Below are 16,603 nucleotides of genomic sequence, written 5' to 3'. Positions count from 1 at the left end.
CGAAGGGCCGGAACCCCGACTGGGGCTTCCGGCCCTTCGCTTTCGCTGCTTGCCGTGGAAGAGGCGGCGGGACGCTACTTCTTCTTCCTGCCGAAGAGGCGGCGCTTGGCGCCGGCCTCTGGCATCACCTGGGTCGCGTCCTGCTGCTGCGCCTCCTGCTGCTGCTCTTCCGCCTGAGCCTGCGGCGGCTCCGGCTGGGGCTGCTGCGCAACGGGCTGCACGGTCGTCGCCTCCCCGTCGGCCGGCAGGTAGGGAGGCGGCTCGTACTCCTTGGCCGGTTCGAACAGCCCGCGCTGGTGCTGCTGCCACGGCTCGGAGTCACCCGGCTCCGCAGCCGAGGCCGGCCCGAGCGGCTGGTCCTTGTCAGGATCGAACGGGCCGGCCCCGCCCGGCGGAATGTCCGAGGCCGGCGGCTCCGGCGGGATCGCCGGCTCGAACAGGTCGCGCTCACGGGACTTCGGCGGCTCGCTGTAGGAGTCGAACTGGTCCGGGCCGAGCACCACCGGTTCCTGCGGCTGCTCGGCGGGCGGCGCCGGCTCCTGCGCGTAGCCGTGCGGGTAGGGCTGGTTGGGGTCCTGGTAGCCGGGCGGCGGAGCGGTCGGGAACGTCTGCACCGGCACGAAGCTGATGATGGGCGCGTACGCCGTGCCGCCCGGGTAGCCGGGGGCGGCGATGTGCGCCGTCGCGTAGCCGGGGCCCGCCGGGTAGCCGCCGGGCGGCATGGGCTGCGCGTCCGGGGGCAGCTGCGGGCCCGCCTTCCGCACGGCCGCCGCGTGGGCCATCCTGCGCAGCCGTCCCTCGAAGATGAGCACACCGAACAGCGCCAGCAGCACCAGCACCAGCGCCGGGATGCTGAGCTTCTGCGTCAGCGTGCGCTGGTCGTACTCGGGGGCGGCCTGCCGCAGCTCGAGCGGTACCTCCTCGGTGGAGGCGGCCTGCGACTGGCTGGGCGGCGGCGCGGTGGTGACCGGGTCGGTCGGCGCGACCGTCGGCATCTCGACCGCCGCGTCAGGCGTGGGCGTGCTGGACGTCGGGGTCACCGGGGGGACCTCGATGTCCGGCTGCGTGGGCAGCGGCTGCTGCGGCGGCGCCTGGGTGGTGGCCGGGGTGCTCGGCTTGGTCGGGGTGGGCGTGCTCGTGGTCTTGGTGGGCTTCGCCGTGACCGTCTTGGTCGTCGTGGGCTCGGGGCTCGCGGTGACGGTCTTGGTGACCGTCGTCGCCGGGGCCTCCTGCTCCTCCTCGGGCGGTGGCGGCTCACCGATGGTAGTGGTGACCGTGACGGTGACGTCGTCGGGCGGGTCGAGATCGCACACCTGACCCACGTCACACGGCTCGACCGGGTCGGCTGCGACTACGGAGGCGCTCGCGCTCTGCATGATGAACGGCGCGGCACCGGCACCCGACAGCCCGAGCGCAAGGACGATAGCGGACACGGCTGTCGCTCGTGTGCGTGCCACCGATGCCCTCCGCGTACTCCCGAAACATTGGTCAAGGGAATACTAGTCGGGTCAAAGTAACAGTAAAGACGAAATTAGAGCACCTTTCTCCGGTTACGCCGTTTTTGTACCGTGACAACGAGCCACAAGCCGCACATCAGAACGCCGATGGCCGCCACGACCAGGGGAAACGCCTTCGGGCCATCAATGGGGCTCACCCACGCGATTGGCTTGGCCGGCTTCGCCCGTACGCCCATTTCCCACGGCAACGGAGCTTCACCTCCCGGCAACGCCCCGGCACCTCCGGCGTCACCCGCCGTACTCCCAGGCGGCGCGACACTGGGCGCGACGGCCTGCTGACCACCCGCCCCACCAGGCGCAGCAGCCCATCCACCCCCAGCGGCACCAGGCACGCCGGGCCATCCGCCTACGCCCGGCACGGAACCCGTGACGTCGCCGGACGCGCTCCCCGTGCCGGCCGCCCCTCCGGGCGCGGCGTCCGGCAACACCAGCCCCGGCGCTCCGCCCGTCACGTCTCCGGTCGTCCCTGGGCTCACGCTTCCGGTGGTACCCGCGCCCACGTCCTTCTGCGCGCTCGCGTCTTCCGCCGCTCGGGCCGCTGCGCCCCCGTTCGCGCCGCTCGCCGCATCCGCGCTCGCGTCCCCCGCCGCTCGGGCCGCAGCCCTGTGCGCACCGCTCGCCGCTTTCGTGCCCGCGTCACCGGTCGTGGTCGCGGGCCCGGTGGCCGGCGAGGCCGCCGCGTCGGCGCGTGCGCGTTTTCCGGCGTTCGCCGTTCCGCCGCCGCGCGTGGTTCGTCTCGCGTTCGCCGCACCGGCGCGCGTCCGCCTGCCTGGTGACGCGCCCGTGCTCGTGCGCGTCCGCCTTCCGGGCTTCGCGCCCGAGACGTCGCGATCCGCGTCGCGCGGAGTCGCCGCGACGTGCGCCCGTCCGGTACGTGCCACGTCGGTGTGAGCCTCGCCCGTCTGAGTCGCGCCGGCCTGCGCCTCGCCCTGTTGCGCCGCCCTCGCGGACGTTCCGCCTGCCCTCGCAGGCATTCCGTCTGCCCTGGCGGGTGTTCCACCTGGCCCGGCGGGCGTTCCGTCTGCTCTCGCGGGCGTTCCGCCCGCCTGTGTCGCGTCCGCCTGGCTCCCGGCCGCGCGTGTCAGGTCCCTGTGCGGGGTGGCGGACTGGGCCGGGTGCGAGCCCTGGGCGGCTCGTGCGGCGGTGGCGGGCAGGCGCTGGGCGGGGCCGCTGAAGGTGGCGGCGTCACCGGTGATCGGCCCCCGCACCCGTACGGCGGCCGTCTTGCTCATGGTCGTCAGCTTCCCGCCGTCCCGCACCCTGGCCACCGCCGCGACCACCACGCGCTTGGACCCCTCCGGCGCCCGCACGGTCACGTCGACCGCCTTCGTCCCGGAGACCTTGCCCAGCGCGCACACGCGAGCGCCCGGCACGACCGCGCCCTCGGCCACCGTCGCACCCGCAGTCGGACCGGTGGGCACGGTCCCGCTCGCCCCCGCCCCGGCCGCCGTCCCGTGCAGGCTCGCGCCGGAGGACGCCTGCTCGCCCAGCGTCGTGCCCGAGGAAGCCGTACCGCTCGGCAGGGCCTGCTGAGCGGACGGGGCGAGTGCCGCGCTCAGAGGCACGGGACCGGTCGGCTCGGCCGCCCCGGCGGCGATCAGCGCCCGCGCCGCCAGCCTCCCCGCCGCCTTGGGACCGACCGCCTCGGAGCCCGCCACCCCGGAGGCCGCCGGCCCGCCACCCGCCACCGCAAAATCAGACGCCGCATAATCAGACGCCGCATAATCAGACGCCGCAAAATCAGACGCCGCAGCACCAGATGCCACGGAACCGGACGCCCCGGCAGCTCCGGAGCCCGCAGCCCTGGAACCCGTCGTCTGAGAGCCCGACCCATGCCCGCCACCGGTCACAGCTCGGGCATCGGCGGCACACGAAACCTCGGTCAGCGCCTCCACCGGGTTGGCCGCGACCGCCACCTTGGCGCCCTTGCCCATCCCGTTCAGCCGCACCCGGAAGCGCTGGACGTCCCCGGTCCTGACCCACTTGCCGACGTCCTCGCCTCCGCTGACCCGCTCGAGCACCAGCGACACCCCGGCCGCCGCCACGGGCACGGACGGCACCGCCACCAGGGTCAGCACGCCGGCGACGATCCACCCACGCCGCATCGCTCCCACTCCCCCACCGCGACGACAAATGACAAGTAGTTATCATTGTGTCACAGAGGGTGATGTCCTAATCCTGCGGGAGTAGGTTCTCCACCGCCCGCATGATGGGCAGATCAGCCGAAAGCCACGCGACGTCGTAGTACTCGCCCGGCCCGAGCCACCGCAGCGCCAGGTGCTCCTTGGCGACGGGCTCGCCGGCGGCCAGCGAGCAGAGCCAGACGCGCATGACGTACCCCTCGGCGAGCGGCCAGTCGGCGCCCACCCGGCGGCCGACCGTGACCTCGACCCCGAGCTCCTCGCGGCACTCGCGGATGAGCGCCGCCTCGTCGCTCTCGCCGGGGTCCACCTTGCCGCCGGGGAACTCCCAGCCGCCCGCCAGCGCGGCGGGTTCGGCGCGCTGCGCGGCCAGCACCCGCCCGCCCGGAGCCACGATGACGGCGGCGACGACTGTTCTCATAGCGCTGGATTCTGCAGCTTCTTCAGCTGCTCCTGCACATCGGGGTTCTGCAGGGGACGGGTGAAGCCGACGCGGTCCTGCCTGGCCATGTAGCTGGTGACCTTGATGGGCCCGCACAGCCGGCAGCGCGCCTCCAGCATCTTGCCCTTGGAGACGACGAGGCCGACATGGCCGGGGTTGTCCGGCGAGGTGCCCGGCCCGGAGTTGAAGAACACCAGGTCGCCGGGCTGCTCGTCGCCCTCCTTGATGCGTACGCCGAACGGCCACTGACCGAACGTCGTACGCGGGATCGACAGCCCCGCCTCCCGGTAGGCCGCGTAGATGACGCCGGAGCAGTCGAACGCGTCGGGACCGGTGCCGCCCCACAGGTACGGCTTGCCGCGCTGCGCCAGCGCGTACTGGAGGATCTTGGCCACCACGTCGCTCGGCGCCGCCTCGACGAGGGGGTCGTCGCAGTCGTCGGTCGCCTGCGGCGGCACCTTCACCTCACCCGACTTGGCGTACTTCCTGGCGATCTCCTCGACCTGGTCGACGTACCACCAGGCGCGGTTGTAGACGAACAGCGCCCGCCGCACGTTCTCCGGCGCGCCGTTGCGCTTGAGCATCTTGGCGGCGCCGAGGATGGCGTCGGCCGGGTTGTAGACGTCGCCGATGCCGTCGCCGTCGCCGTCGGAGGCGTAGCCGTTGAACTTCGACGACATCGAGATCCTGGCCTTGCCGCCCCACGTGGAGATGAGGAACTGCATCGGCCCCGCCGCGCCCGCGTGGTTGGTGCCGCTCTTGACGCCGGGCAGGTTGGAGCGGCCGTGGTCGGTCTCGCGCTTGCCCACCGCGGCCAGCACGTTCCACTGGACGCCGATCTTCTTGCCGTACTCCTTGTACAGCTCCAAGTACTCGGGCGGGATGTCGGAGGTGGCCGAGTCGGACGCCTCCTCCACCTGCACCTGGTCCTCGCAGTCGACGGTGGTGCCGCCGTTGCTGAGGAACGACGGCATCGACATGAGCAGCAGCGGCGAGACGACGACCGCGGCCAGGAGCAGTAACCCGGCCAGGCCGAGGAGCAGTGCGATGCGGCCTCGTGTGAGCTTCACCCCGAGGTGTCTCCCTCCTGGCCCTCGGTGGACGGAAGGATGTCGTAGATCCGCCAGTCGCTGCCGGACTGGCTGACCGTGACGGCGTATTCCTCGTTCGCCTGCTTCTCGCCGCTCTTGGCGGAGATCTGCCTGGTGGCGGTGACGACGAACACGATGGAGTTCTTCTCGACCTGCCTGATCTCCTTGAGCTGGGCGGTGGCGGTGGAGACGATCTCGTCGTCGTGGTTCTGCTCGACGGTGCCCGCCGACGTGAGGGTCCTGGCCAGCGTGTTGCCGAGCTCGGGCGTGGTGTACGCCTTGAGCCTGGCCGCGTACGCCGCCGGGTCCTCGTCGTAGCGGAAGGTGCCGTACTCGGCGGTGAACCGCTCGGCGAGATCCGCCGCCGCCGCGAGCTGCTCCTTGGTCATCGGCAGGTACGCGTACACGTCGAACGGCGCGGAGCTCGCGGTCGCCAGCGGCGTGCTGGTCGCCACGACGGTGCTGGTGGCGCTGGGGGCCGCCGGCTCCGCCGCCTCCTGGTCGGGCGAGTCGGGCCACATGGTCAGGTAGATGCCGACCGCCGCGATGACCACGACGACGGCGGCGAAGGCCACCCCCCGCCTGTCACCTGGCTGCGCCATATCTCAGTTCTCCGGGGTCTCAGTCCTTGTCGGGGTTGCTCGGCTTGAGCCAGAACGGCACGGAAGGGCTGTCGCCTCCGGAGTCGCCGCCGTCGCGGCTGCTGCGCAGCCACAGCGGAGGCGCTTCCGATGCGCGGGATGACGTCTCGCCGGAGCCGAAGATCCGGGTGCCCGGCGAGGTACCGCCGCCCGACCTGCCGCCGCCGGAGGAGGAGCGTGACGAGCCGCCGAACAGCCCGCCGCCGGAGCGTGAGCCGTTGCCGCCCGAGCGCGACCCGCCGCCGAACAGGCTGCCGCCCGACCGGGAGCCTCCGGAGCCCGATCCGCTGAAGCGGGACGTACGGGTGCTACGGGTGCCGTTCGCGGATCCGCCGCGCCGAGCCCAGCCGCCGCCTGACCCGCCGCCTGACCCGCCGCCGAACCAGCCGCCGCCGGAGCCGCCGCCCGACCCGGCCGCGACACCGGAGCCGCCGGACGAGCCGTTGGAGCCGGAACCGCCGACCCGCGGGCCGCCGGGACCCCGCGTACGCCCGGAGGTGCCGCCCAGGTTGAGCGGCGGCGCGGTGCCCCTGCGCGGCTCGGGAACCGCCCGTCCCGCCGCCTTGCCGCCCTGCTGGTCGGTGTCCAGCGGGGCCGCCGTCGCGGGCACGCGGGCGCCGGAGGGCGTGCCCTCGCCTTCCTGTACGCGAACCTGCCCGGCCGCGGCCGCGGATGCCGCCGAGGCCGCCGCGCCCGTGCCGCTGACCATGCCGGCCGCCCTGATGACCGGCTCGGCCTTGCGCAGGCCCCAGCGGCCGATCCTGGCCGAGGCGACCGGCGGCAGCACGCCGGCCGACCGCTCGAGCACCGGCGAGCTGGCCGCCTCGCCCAGCATGCGGGTGGTGACGGTGTGGCCGTTGATCGAGGCGAACAGGTGCTGGAACGGCCGCCGGTAGAAGAACACCGCGATCGTCAGCAGCGCCATGAACAGCACCTGCATGCCCCACGGCATGGCGGTGGAGATGATCAGCGCGTACCCGTAGATGAGCACGCTCAGCACGATGGTCAGCACGGCCTGCCGCAGCAGCGTGCCGATGAGCATCTCGACCCAGCGCATGGCGATAATGCGGCCGCTGCCCGGATGCACGCCGATCAGCAGGAAGATCGGCCCGAGTATCAGCAGCAGCAGGAAGCCCACCTTCAGCACCAGCAGCGAGACCGCCACGAGGAAGATGAGCAGCCCGGCCACCAGCGCGGCGATGAACGCGCCGACGGCCACGCCGAGCCGGTTGGACCAGTCGCGGCCCGAGAAGGTCGCGTAGCGGGGGTCGTTGCGCAGCTTGTCGGCGAAGTCGGCGTACTCGGACTGGCGGGCGCCCACGTCGGGCGCCGGTTGCCCGGCCACGGCCTGCGGGACCGACTGCATCTCCAGCACCTTGCGGCCCCAGTCGCGCACGATGGGCTGCTGCGGGTCGGAGGTGCCGAACAGGCCGACCAGCCACGGCTTGCAGACCAGCGTGGACCACAGGGCGTCGGCGTTCTGCTCAACGCCGGGCGTGCCGGCCTGCGCGTAGCCGCCCGCCTTGACCTGCGCGTCGGGCTGTCCCGGCGGCTGCAGGCAGGACGCGCCGCCCGCGCCGGGCAGACCGGCGAAGGCGGAGTTGACGACCTCGCCCGTCTTGTCCGTGACGACCTTGCCGAGGCCGGTGAAGTCGCCGGGACGGCTGAAGAACCAGACCGCCACGGTGACCGCCAGCACCATCCAGATGACGCCTTCCGCGGTGGTGGTGGCCCGCTTGCGGATCAGACCGTACCAGGCCAGCCAGATGGCGCCGAGGATGACGATCGGCCGCAGGTACGGCCAGTACATGGCGTTGGCCAGGTTCGTGACGATGTCGTCGACGACGTCCTTGATCGACTGGAGCGGGCCCTCGGTCGCCGCCGCCTGATAGGTCGTGATCGTGAGCCGGTCGATCGCCTTGGCCGCGGTGAAGATGCCGTTGGCCCACATGTTGCCCAGCACGGCCACGTAATCGGAGCAGGTCAGCTCGTGCGTGTGCCAGAACTGCCCGCTCATGCCGAACTGGGCGTAGTTGGTGGTCGGGGCCTGCGGGCCGCCCTCGGGCGGGGGCGGCTGGATCAGGCCGTCGACGCCGCTGCCCACCATCTCGGGCGACAGCGGGCCCGACAGGTCACAGGGGGCCGCGGCCGCCGGCGTGGAGGCGGCGCCCACCACGATCGGCACCACCAGGATCCCGGTGACGAGCGCGAGCGCCAGTGCCAGCCGTCTGGGTAGTCGGATCTTCATGACCGTACCTCCTGCGCCCTGCCCACGCCCCCTTGAAGATCATCATGCCCGGCGCCGTCGGGTTTGTCGTGTGTCGGGTTCGTGTCGAGCCAGCGGAGCAGCTCCTCGGAGATCAGGTCTACTCCGATACGGCCCGCCCTGCCATCCAGATCGCGGAATATGCATTCGCCGTTGCCCAGCGAGCGCAGCACGGCCTTGTGCTCTTCCAGCGGTTCCACCCCGAGCAGGGACATGACGTGGTCCACCTCCACCCGTTCGGTGGACCTGAAGGCGAAGACCGACGACAGGCAGTTGGTCACCTGTTCGTTCAGCAGGTCTCCGGCGTTCTGCGAGACCAGGACGAGCGCCGTGTTGCGGGAGCGGCCCATCCTGCTCACCTCGGGCACCAGCTTGGCGCCCTCCGGCGTGGAGGTGATCGCCCACGCCTCGTCCAGGAAGATCGCCTTGGGCGCGCGCCGGTCGAGGCCGTTCATCAGCCTGCGCGCGAACTGGGAGACCAGGTAGAGCAGGGCCACCGAGAGGCGCTGCTCGTAGGAGTAGTCCTCCCTGCTGGTGGCCACGTCGGGCAGGGTCAGCCCGCCCAGCGTGAACACCGTCGTCCAGCCCTCGGTGTCGATCTGCTCGCCGCCCGAGGGGTCGAAGCAGAGCCGCGCCAGATGCATCTCCGACATCGAGCGCAGCACCGCGCCCAGGTTCTTCGACGCGGCGTCGTCGGCCTGCTCCAGATAGTCGACGACCTTGCCGAGCGACGGGTTCGGGCCGTTGGAGACCGCCGCCACCGCCTGGATCATCGCCGACTCGCGCTCCTCCGACATGCGCGGCAGCAGCAGCCGCAGCGTCTCGGTGGCCATCGTCTTCTTCGCCGCGATGTCGTCGCCGAACGAGAACGGGTCGAGCAGTCCCGGCGCCGCCGAGCCGAGCGGGATCACCCTCGCCTTGCGCCCGCGCTTCTCCAGCAGCTTCACCAGCGACTCCGCGTCGCCCTTCGGGTCGATCACCGCGACCGTCACGCCGCGCAGCGCCATCTGGTAGATCATCAGCAGCGCGAGCGTGGTCTTGCCGCCGCCCGGCTCCCCGGTGATCGCGATGGCCGTCGGCCGGTTGCGGGTCGCCGCCACCAGCGGGTCGAAGTGCACGATGCTGCGCGCCCTGCCGACCGTCTCCCCGATGTACGGGCCCAGCCAGCCCTCGCTGCCCTCGCCCAGCCGGTCGCCCAGCTCCACCGTGGCCGTGGCCATGCCGCCCGCGATCGTGCGCAGCGGCTGACGCTGGGCGTAGGCGTTGACCCTGACCTTCTCGCCCGGCAGCGACTCGCAGAACAGCGAGAACTGGTCGCCCGTCGAGTTGACCACGTCGATGCCCATGTCGCGGTAGTGCTCGACCACCGCCTCCACCCGCTGCACGCAGATGTCCTCGGTGGGGGCCGAGACGATCAGGCGGTGCCAGCCGTACACGAAGGGCAGGCGCTCCTTGGTGATGCCGTGCTCCAGCATGCGCGCGGCGTCGATCTGCTCGGCCAGCGCCAGCGGCGCCTCCGCGCCCGCCTCACGGATGTGGTGGTCCATGTCGCGGGCGTGCGCCAGCTTGCGCGCCACGTCCTTCGACGCCTTGACCGGCGGGATGAGCCGCATCCGCGAGGAGATCTCCACCGGGAACGGCAGCTGGTCCGCGAAGTGCATCCACGGCTCGCCGTCCGGGAACGGCATCAGGTCGGGAAAGCGCGCGAACGACAGGTACGCCACGTACGAGTCGCCCTGCGGCTGCACGATCCGCAGCAGCGACCTGCCGTTGTGGATCTCGCCCTCGACCAGCGACTCGATCTCGCCCCTGCCCCAGCGCCGCCTTGGGCTCGCCGACGGCGGCGGATCGCCGATCGCCCCCGCCGCCGCGTGCTGGAACAGCCACGCCACCTCTGTGGAGGTGGCGTGACGGGCGTACAGCGCGCTGGACGCGAGCGCCCTGCCGAGGCGTTCCGCGGACTCGGTCCACCGGCTGATCTCGCTGTCGGGCACGTGGTCGTCCTCCATGCCCAGCGCCTTCTCCGTCTTCTGGTAGAAGCCGAAGAGCTGGGAGAGCACGCCGCTGCCGAGCTGCTTGCCGCGCGGCCCGAGCCGCACGCCCAGGTAGACCTCCTTGGTCCAGAAGTCCTTCGCCCAGACGTGCCGGTACATCTCCTCCAGGTAGTCGCGCCAGCCGGGCCCCTCGTCGGAGGTGGCATTCAGCGCCATCGCCCACTCCGCCGCCGGATACGCCCGGTGCGCGACCCGCAGATGGACCTCGGCGTCGGGCATCCTGATCGCGGCCAGCGCGATCGTGATGTTGGTGGCCAGCGCCTCGCGCTCCTCCGGAGTGACGAACTCGTAGCTGACCGTCGGAAGCCGGAAGTACGCCCATGCGCAGGTGTCCGTGAGCAGGATGCGGTCGTCGAAGTAGCGGACCGCGAGGCGCTGATGCGCTCGGGACGCCCTGCTCATGCCGCCCCCTCGGCGCATGAACGGGCCAGACCTGCTCGCTTGTTCACTTATCGCTCACCGATTCTCGTGCCCGGGGGGTCACTCGCCATCTCCTCTTCGCTCGGTCGTACGGTCTGCGCCGCGAAGCCCGCGACCACCACACCGGCGAGGGCGAGATAGGCCCGCCGCCCGGCCGCGCGCAACTGCCCGGGATCGACCACCTCGGCACCGCCGGGCGCCAGGTCGTCCTCCCAGGGGACCCTGACGATGGCCCGGCACCTGCCCCTGGCCACCGACTCCGCCTGCTCGACGTCGGCCATCGAACGCCTGCTGACGCCGTTGACCACCATCACCGCGCGCCTGCGCAGCTCCGCGCAGCCGTGCCCGTCGAGCCACTCGTACGTCATCGCGACCGCTTCCGGCGCCTCCTCGCTCGCCGGCACCACCAGCACGAGCTGGTCGGCGTACGGCAGCAGCCTGGCCGCCAGCGAGGCGGCCGGGTCGATGACGGCCAGCTTGTAGTGGCGGTCGAGCAGGCGCATGGATTCGCCGATCCGGCGGTCGGAGAAGAAGGACCGGTCCGCGAGCCGCTGCTCGGCGCCCGCGTCGGTGTCCGCGCTGATCACCTCGAGCCCCGAGGCGGTCCGCGTGGTGTATCCCCGCATCGTGAGATAGCCGCTGACCCGGTCGAGACCCGACAGCAACGACGTCAGGGTCTCCGGGGTCTCCGGCTCGATCTTGCTGGTGAGTCCGCCCCCGCCGGTGCTCGCGTCGACCGCGACCACCCGGTCGTCCCGGTACTGCGCGAACGTGTGGCCCAGCATGAGCGCCGTCGTACTCTGCCCGGCGCCGCCGGTGCAGCCCAGGACGACGATCCTGCGGCTGCCGCTGAACACGGCTTTCGCCCGCGCCTCGTCGAGCTCCGAGCCGTCCGTACGGACACTGGCGCCGCCGACGACCACCTGGGCGATCCGCCGCCAGCCGCCGGAGTCGCGCCCCACCACGGACTCGACCCTGCGCACCCGGCCTTCCCCGGCCCTCGGCCCCGGCACCGGCGCGGCCACATCCCCCCGCTGCCGCGCCACCTGCCGTCCTGCCTGCCGTCCGTCGGCCTCGGTGTGCCGCGCCGCCTCACGCCCAGCCTGACGATCGCCGGCCTCCGCCTGCCGGCCACCTGCCTCGGCCTGCCGCGCCGCGCCACGTCCGGACTCCTGCGCCGCCGCGCCGCGTCCGGACTCCTGCGAGTCCGCCGCACGCCTCGGACGCTCACGGGCCGCCTCGCCCGAGCGCTCAACGGCGGCCTCCCTGTGCGCACGACGCTCCCGCTCCAGCGGGATCACCCGCGCTTCAACCGCTTCGGCTTCACGAACGGCGACCTCACGGGCGGCAACCGCCCGCTCAGCCGCGTCCGGCTCACCACCGGCGACCCACTGCCCAGCCGCCTCCGGCTCACCGCCAGCGACCGACCGCCCAGCCGCCTCCGGCTCATCACCAGCGGCCGACCGTCCAGCCGTCCCCGGCTCGCTGCCCGCAACCGCCCGCTCAGCAGCCGCCTTACGGCCGGCCGCCGAGCGCGACCGCCCGCGGACTGTGGTCGCCGGTTGCTCACCCTCGGCCGCCTGCGGGGCCTGCTCGCCGTCCGTCGGCTCAGCCGCGTGCTCACCACGACCCTCGGGAGCCGCCGCGCCGGCCGGGTGGCTGACGGTCTCTTCGGCGGCGGTCACCGACGGGGTTTCGTGCTCGCCTGCCGCCTCAGCGCGGGCCGCCACGGCTGCGGGGGCCGCTTCCCGGTCGGCTTGGTCGTCTTCCACGGTCTCCGCGACCGCCGGCTCGACTGTGCGCTCGCCGGGATCGCTCGTGGCCGGGCTCGGCTCGACCGCGGCATCCTTCTGCCGGTCGGGGCCCGCCTGCTCGGCGACCGGGGCGTCTCGCAGGTCACCCGCCGGGTCCGCCGTCGAAGCACCTCGCTCGCCGTCACCGGCCTCCGAGCCGGCGTCGCGTTGATCATCGCCAACCCGGCTCTCCGAGGCGGCAGCACTCCGACCGTCGTTGGTCCGAGCCTTCGCGGGCGCCTCAAGCCGGCCATCGTCGGCCCTCTGCTGCGAGGAGACATCGCGCTGGCCATCGTCAACCCGGCTCTCCGAGGCGGTGGCACTCCGAGCGTCGTCGGCACCGTCCTCCGCGGGCGCGACCTGCTGCTCGCCCGTGCGCAGCACCACGTCCTGTGCGCTGTCCGGCTGGGCGGTGTCCGGCTCGGTAGCCGGCTCGGTAGCCGGCTCGGCATCCTCACCGATCGCCCGGCCGCCGTCCGTGCCGTCCGCCGGGGTGGTGTCGTGGGCGGGCGTCCGAGCCGGGACCTCGCCCGCCACCGCACGCTCGCGCGGCCTGGACTCGTCGACGGGCATCTTGGGGAGCGGCGGGAGAGCGTCGTGCTCCGCAGGGCCGACCGTGCCCTTCGCAGGGCCGCCCGCAGCCGCATCGCTCGCCACGGCCGCTCGGGCGCCCGTCGCCTCTTTCGGGCCGCCCGCGACGTCTGCCCGGGCGCTCGTCGCCTCGTTCGGGCCGCCCGCGACGTCTGCCCGGGCGCTCGTCGCGTCGGCAGGGGCGTGCGTGGCGTCGGCCGGACCGACCGGCGCGTCGGTCGCAGTCGGGGTGAGGTCGGTGGTGGTGTCGCGGGCGGTCTCGGTGGGGCGGGCCGTCTGGTCGGCGTCCTCGCGGCGGGACGGGCGCGGGGCGGGCTTGGCGTTCGCGTTGAGCGGAGGCCAGACGCGATGCGTGCCCGACAGCAGCAGCGCGGGGTTGAGCCGGGGCGGCTGGCCTCTCCTGTGCTGGTCGCGGGCGATCTCTTCCTCGTGCCGTGCGTCCTGCGTACGCGCGTCATCCTCGGCACGGGGCGCCGCGTCCGCCCGTGCCGCCGGATCGGCGCGGCCCGCCGACTCGGACGGTGCGTCGGCGCTGGCCGCCAGCTTGCGCAGCCGCCGCAGCGCCTCCGTGTCGATCGGCTTGCCTCCCACAGAGCTTCCCCGCGCGGAGCTTCCTCCCGCTGAGCTTCCGCCCACCGGGGTTCCGCGCGTAGGGCTTCCCGTTCCACGGTCACTCGCTCTCGCGCTGTCGGAGGAGTGCGCCGCATCGCCAGAGGTGTCCGCCTCGGAGTCGCGCGTCGCCCCGCCAAAGGCGTCCGGTTCGAAGTCGCGCGTCGCCCCACCGGAGGCGTCCGGCGTCCCCTCACGAGGGGTGTCCGGCTCGAAGTCAGCGGGCTCGGTGAAGTCGTCGAGGTCCGGAAGTACGGCGTGATCGGCGTCGCGCGGCACGGCCCGATCGGTGGCTCCGGTGCGGCGGGCGGTGCCGACGACCTCGTCCACGAGCGGCACCGGCTCCTGAAGCTCCTGAGCACGCCCAGAGCCCCCTGAGAGCCCCTCCTCGCGCCGTACAGACCCGCCCCCGGCCCCGGTGCCCGCGGGCAGCCCCGAAGCCTTCAGAGCGGGCGCTGTCCCCCTGCGCGACCCCCACCCCGTACGGGCGGACGTCGGCTCGGCCACGGGTGCCTGCGACGCGGCGGCGGCAGCGGCGGCGACGGCGGGACGGACCTGGCGCGGCCCGGTGACCGGACGGCCCGCGCGCCGGCGCTCCGCCTGGCGTTCCTTGCGCGCCGTCTTGGCGACCTTGCCCGCCCGCGTGGCCTTCGTGGCCTTGGCGCGGCGCGGCGCGGCACGCCAGACGCGCCCGGAGAAGGTGACGACGTCGGGCTCGGAGGAGGGCGCGAGGCGGTACCAGGCCTTGGGCTCGCCGAGGTAGCGCAGCTGGGACTCCAGCAGCTCGGTGAGGCGCTTGCCCTCGATGACGGGACGGGTGGACAGCCACGTGACGATGCCGGGCGGCACCAGGAACAGCACGTGCCAGGGCATCTCCACCGGCACGCCGATCAGGACCAGCAGGAGGGACCACGGGACGAACACCCCGACGAACACGCCGATCCAGACGATGGGCAGCGGCATCGGCAGGCGCAGGTCGTACAGCTTGTAGAGCCGCTTCTCGATACGCCAGATGTTCGTATACGTGGGCAGGTCCAACGCGGTCCTCCTCTCCACCCGCTCGTTAATGACCGCCGGAGAACGGTCTCAACCCTTACCTGATGCCTAGTGCGCCCGCGATCGCCCTCGCCGTCACCTCGATGATGTTGGGAACGTAGAAGATCACGCCGATGGCCACGGCCAGGATCAGGAACTGCACAAAACGGGTGATCTCCCGCGTGAAGAGGAAGAAGAGCGCGACCACGGAGACGACAACGAGGAACAGCGGCGCGAAGAACGCCCGCAGGAAGTCGGCGAGACCCCCGGTGTCGATGCCCGTGGAGGTCGGCGTCGGCGTCATCTCCATCAAGGTGAGCACTATGGTCTTCAAGATCACTTCTTGTCCTCCCGGGGGGTACCGTTCAGCAGCGCGGCCGTGCGTCTATCCAACGGATCGGCCGCCGCCGCGGATGTCGGCGACGAACCATTTGTCGCCCTGCTTCTCGACGGTCAGCCGGTAGGCCTGCTCCAGCGTGCCGCCGACCGCGGCGGGGTCGGTGGCGTCGGGAGAGGGCGTCGCACTGCCGTTCGGCACGGCCCACACCACGACCGCCTGGATCTCTCTTGTGGCACCCCCCACAGGCACCACGACTTCCTTGAGCTGCGAGAAGGTGAACGCGCCGCCGAAGCTGGGCAGGCTCTTGCCGGCGGCGACGTAACGCTGCAGCCCGGCCGTGTCGCCGGACGCGTATTCCTTGAAGAAACCTTCGAGCTGGGGCTTGAGCTCCGCCGCCGCCGCGTCGTCGGTCTCCGGTGCGGCGGCCTGGGGCACGTCGGCGGGCGCGGGCGCGGGCAGGACGGCGGGGCGGCCCGAGACGGCGAAGCGCCCGCTGGAGTCGCCGGAGTAGTAGATGGGCACGGTGAGGATCATGCGGCGCGGCCCTGTCTGGAAGGCCACGCTGACCACGGCGTTCTGGGCGTCGCTCACCTCGATGTCGTACGGCTGGATGGCGACGGCGGACAGCTTGCCGTAGCCGTCCCAGCCCATCTGCGGGTCCATGCCCGCGGCGAGGAATGCGGCGAGCTTGCCCGACCTGCTCGCGGCGTCTTCCGGGTTGAAATTCAGATAGACCCCGGCGAACTGGGCGGCGAATGCCATGCCCCGCTCGGTTGGGAATCCATGGTCGGCTGGTGCGGCGCCATTGGACGTCGCGGGCTCTTGCTGGGTAAACCGCTCAAATGGGGCACGAATCCCATTCACCACGATAACCACAATAAGCGCCCATAGAATGACGCGGCCGGTCCACACCAGCCAGCGTCCGCCGCCACCCGACCAGCCGCCGCGCCGCGGCCTGCGCGGTGGCGGCGCGTCGAAGTCAGCTGAGTCAAGGGTTGCGGGAAGCCCGGGGCCGTCAGCGATCCGAGGATCGTGGACGGTAGACCTACGAGCCATCACGCCTCCGCTCGCGCCGATCCCCCCGGCTGGCGCGGTGTCGTCCAGTGCCGATCCCCATCATCCGCGGTGAAGTAGTCACCCTATCCGGTCTCCGCCATTCTTCCAGGAAAGCCACGCCCATGCTGCGGCATGACAGTCCGCACGGCAAACCGAGCCCGTATGACAGGCCACAGTGCCGATTCCTGTCAGTTCCCGGAAGAAACGGCTTTTGACCAGGCCAGATGCCTAAAAACCGGTAGCGTGGCGGCCACGGATTCCTGTCCAAAACAGGCATGGACTGTCGCGACCTGCGGATTCGGCATGAGTCGTGCACAAGTGACCACGTACCCGCTACAAGCCCCGCGTCTCAGGTCCGGATCGATCTCCCCTGGGGAGTTCACTCGGAGGTGTCGATCAAGGTTCCGCCCGGCACGTCGAGGTCCCACCCGACGATCGGCGGAGGGGTTCCGCCCGGCGGCCAGCGGCGGCACCGATCCGCCGGGCGGTACGGCCTGGCGGGCGGTGCGGCGGAGGACGCCCCGGCGGCCGGTACAGCCCGGCGGCCGGTGCGGCCTAGCGGAGGACGGCCCGCCGGCCGGTTCAGCCCGCCGGCCGGTACACCCGG

The 16,603-nt window shown here is 72.3% G+C and carries 10 protein-coding genes; 1 reads left to right on the top strand and 9 read right to left on the bottom strand.

The features are described 5' to 3' along the window. Positions 1–74 precede the first annotated feature (74 nt). Positions 75–1,433, bottom strand: a complete 1,359-nt coding sequence (locus AB0K67_RS35530; protein ID WP_364068904.1) for a hypothetical protein — start codon at positions 1,431–1,433, stop codon at positions 75–77. Positions 1,434–2,615: 1,182 nt separating this feature from the next. On the opposite strand from AB0K67_RS35530, the gene AB0K67_RS35525 reads away from it, so the two are divergent. After that, entirely contained in the window at positions 2,616–3,050 is a 435-nt protein-coding gene (locus tag AB0K67_RS35525) for a hypothetical protein (protein WP_364068902.1), read from the top strand. A gap of 639 nt (positions 3,051–3,689) precedes the next feature. On the opposite strand, the gene AB0K67_RS35520 is transcribed toward AB0K67_RS35525, so the two are convergent. From AB0K67_RS35520 to AB0K67_RS35485, 8 genes are all read right to left on the bottom strand, one after another. After that, the gene (locus AB0K67_RS35520; protein ID WP_364068900.1) at positions 3,690–4,079 is read right to left on the bottom strand and encodes a (deoxy)nucleoside triphosphate pyrophosphohydrolase; all 390 of its coding nucleotides are present in this window, start codon (positions 4,077–4,079) and stop codon (positions 3,690–3,692) included. Next, positions 4,076–5,170, bottom strand: coding sequence for a bifunctional lytic transglycosylase/C40 family peptidase (locus AB0K67_RS35515; RefSeq protein ID WP_364068898.1), 1,095 nt, complete (start codon positions 5,168–5,170; stop codon positions 4,076–4,078). Before AB0K67_RS35515 ends, AB0K67_RS35520 begins: the two co-directional genes overlap by 4 nt. Further along, positions 5,167–5,793, bottom strand: coding sequence for a hypothetical protein (locus tag AB0K67_RS35510; RefSeq protein ID WP_364068896.1), 627 nt, complete (start codon positions 5,791–5,793; stop codon positions 5,167–5,169). The genes AB0K67_RS35515 and AB0K67_RS35510 overlap by 4 nt, the downstream gene beginning before the upstream one ends. Positions 5,794–5,812: 19 nt before the next feature. Continuing rightward, positions 5,813–8,080, bottom strand: coding sequence for a type IV secretion system protein (locus AB0K67_RS35505; RefSeq protein WP_364068894.1), 2,268 nt, complete (start codon positions 8,078–8,080; stop codon positions 5,813–5,815). Then, complete coding sequence (locus AB0K67_RS35500) at positions 8,077–10,554, bottom strand: ATP-binding protein (RefSeq protein WP_364068892.1); 2,478 nt, start codon at positions 10,552–10,554, stop codon at positions 8,077–8,079. The genes AB0K67_RS35505 and AB0K67_RS35500 overlap by 4 nt, the downstream gene beginning before the upstream one ends. A 47-nt stretch (positions 10,555–10,601) precedes the next feature. Next, positions 10,602–14,603, bottom strand: coding sequence for a TcpE family conjugal transfer membrane protein (locus AB0K67_RS35495; protein ID WP_364068890.1), 4,002 nt, complete (start codon positions 14,601–14,603; stop codon positions 10,602–10,604). 55 nt (positions 14,604–14,658) lie between these two features. After that, positions 14,659–14,910 carry a hypothetical protein gene (locus AB0K67_RS35490; protein ID WP_364069128.1) on the bottom strand — a complete coding sequence of 84 codons (252 nt, stop codon included), beginning with the start codon at positions 14,908–14,910 and terminating at the stop codon, positions 14,659–14,661. 75 nt (positions 14,911–14,985) lie between these two features. Next, positions 14,986–15,702: a conjugal transfer protein gene (locus AB0K67_RS35485; RefSeq protein WP_364068888.1), complete on the bottom strand. Its 717-nt coding sequence runs from the start codon at positions 15,700–15,702 to the stop codon at positions 14,986–14,988. Positions 15,703–16,603 lie beyond the last annotated feature (901 nt).

The organism is Nonomuraea sp. NPDC052634 (assembly GCF_040678535.1).
Classification (GTDB): domain Bacteria; phylum Actinomycetota; class Actinomycetes; order Streptosporangiales; family Streptosporangiaceae; genus Nonomuraea; species Nonomuraea fastidiosa.
This window is presented reverse-complemented; position numbering and strand designations above follow the sequence as displayed.

Bases quoted from the DNA above. Each gene is read 5' to 3' on its own strand.
- AB0K67_RS35520 (WP_364068900.1), bottom strand. From the start codon at position 4,079: ATGAGAACAGTCGTCGCCGCCGTCATCGTGGCTCCGGGCGGGCGGGTG.
- AB0K67_RS35510 (WP_364068896.1), bottom strand. From the start codon at position 5,793: ATGGCGCAGCCAGGTGACAGGCGGGGGGTGGCCTTCGCCGCCGTCGTC.
- AB0K67_RS35505 (WP_364068894.1), bottom strand. From the start codon at position 8,080: ATGAAGATCCGACTACCCAGACGGCTGGCACTGGCGCTCGCGCTCGTC.
- AB0K67_RS35500 (WP_364068892.1), bottom strand. From the start codon at position 10,554: ATGAGCAGGGCGTCCCGAGCGCATCAGCGCCTCGCGGTCCGCTACTTC.
- AB0K67_RS35490 (WP_364069128.1), bottom strand. From the start codon at position 14,910: ATGGAGATGACGCCGACGCCGACCTCCACGGGCATCGACACCGGGGGT.
- AB0K67_RS35485 (WP_364068888.1), bottom strand. From the start codon at position 15,702: ATGGCATTCGCCGCCCAGTTCGCCGGGGTCTATCTGAATTTCAACCCG.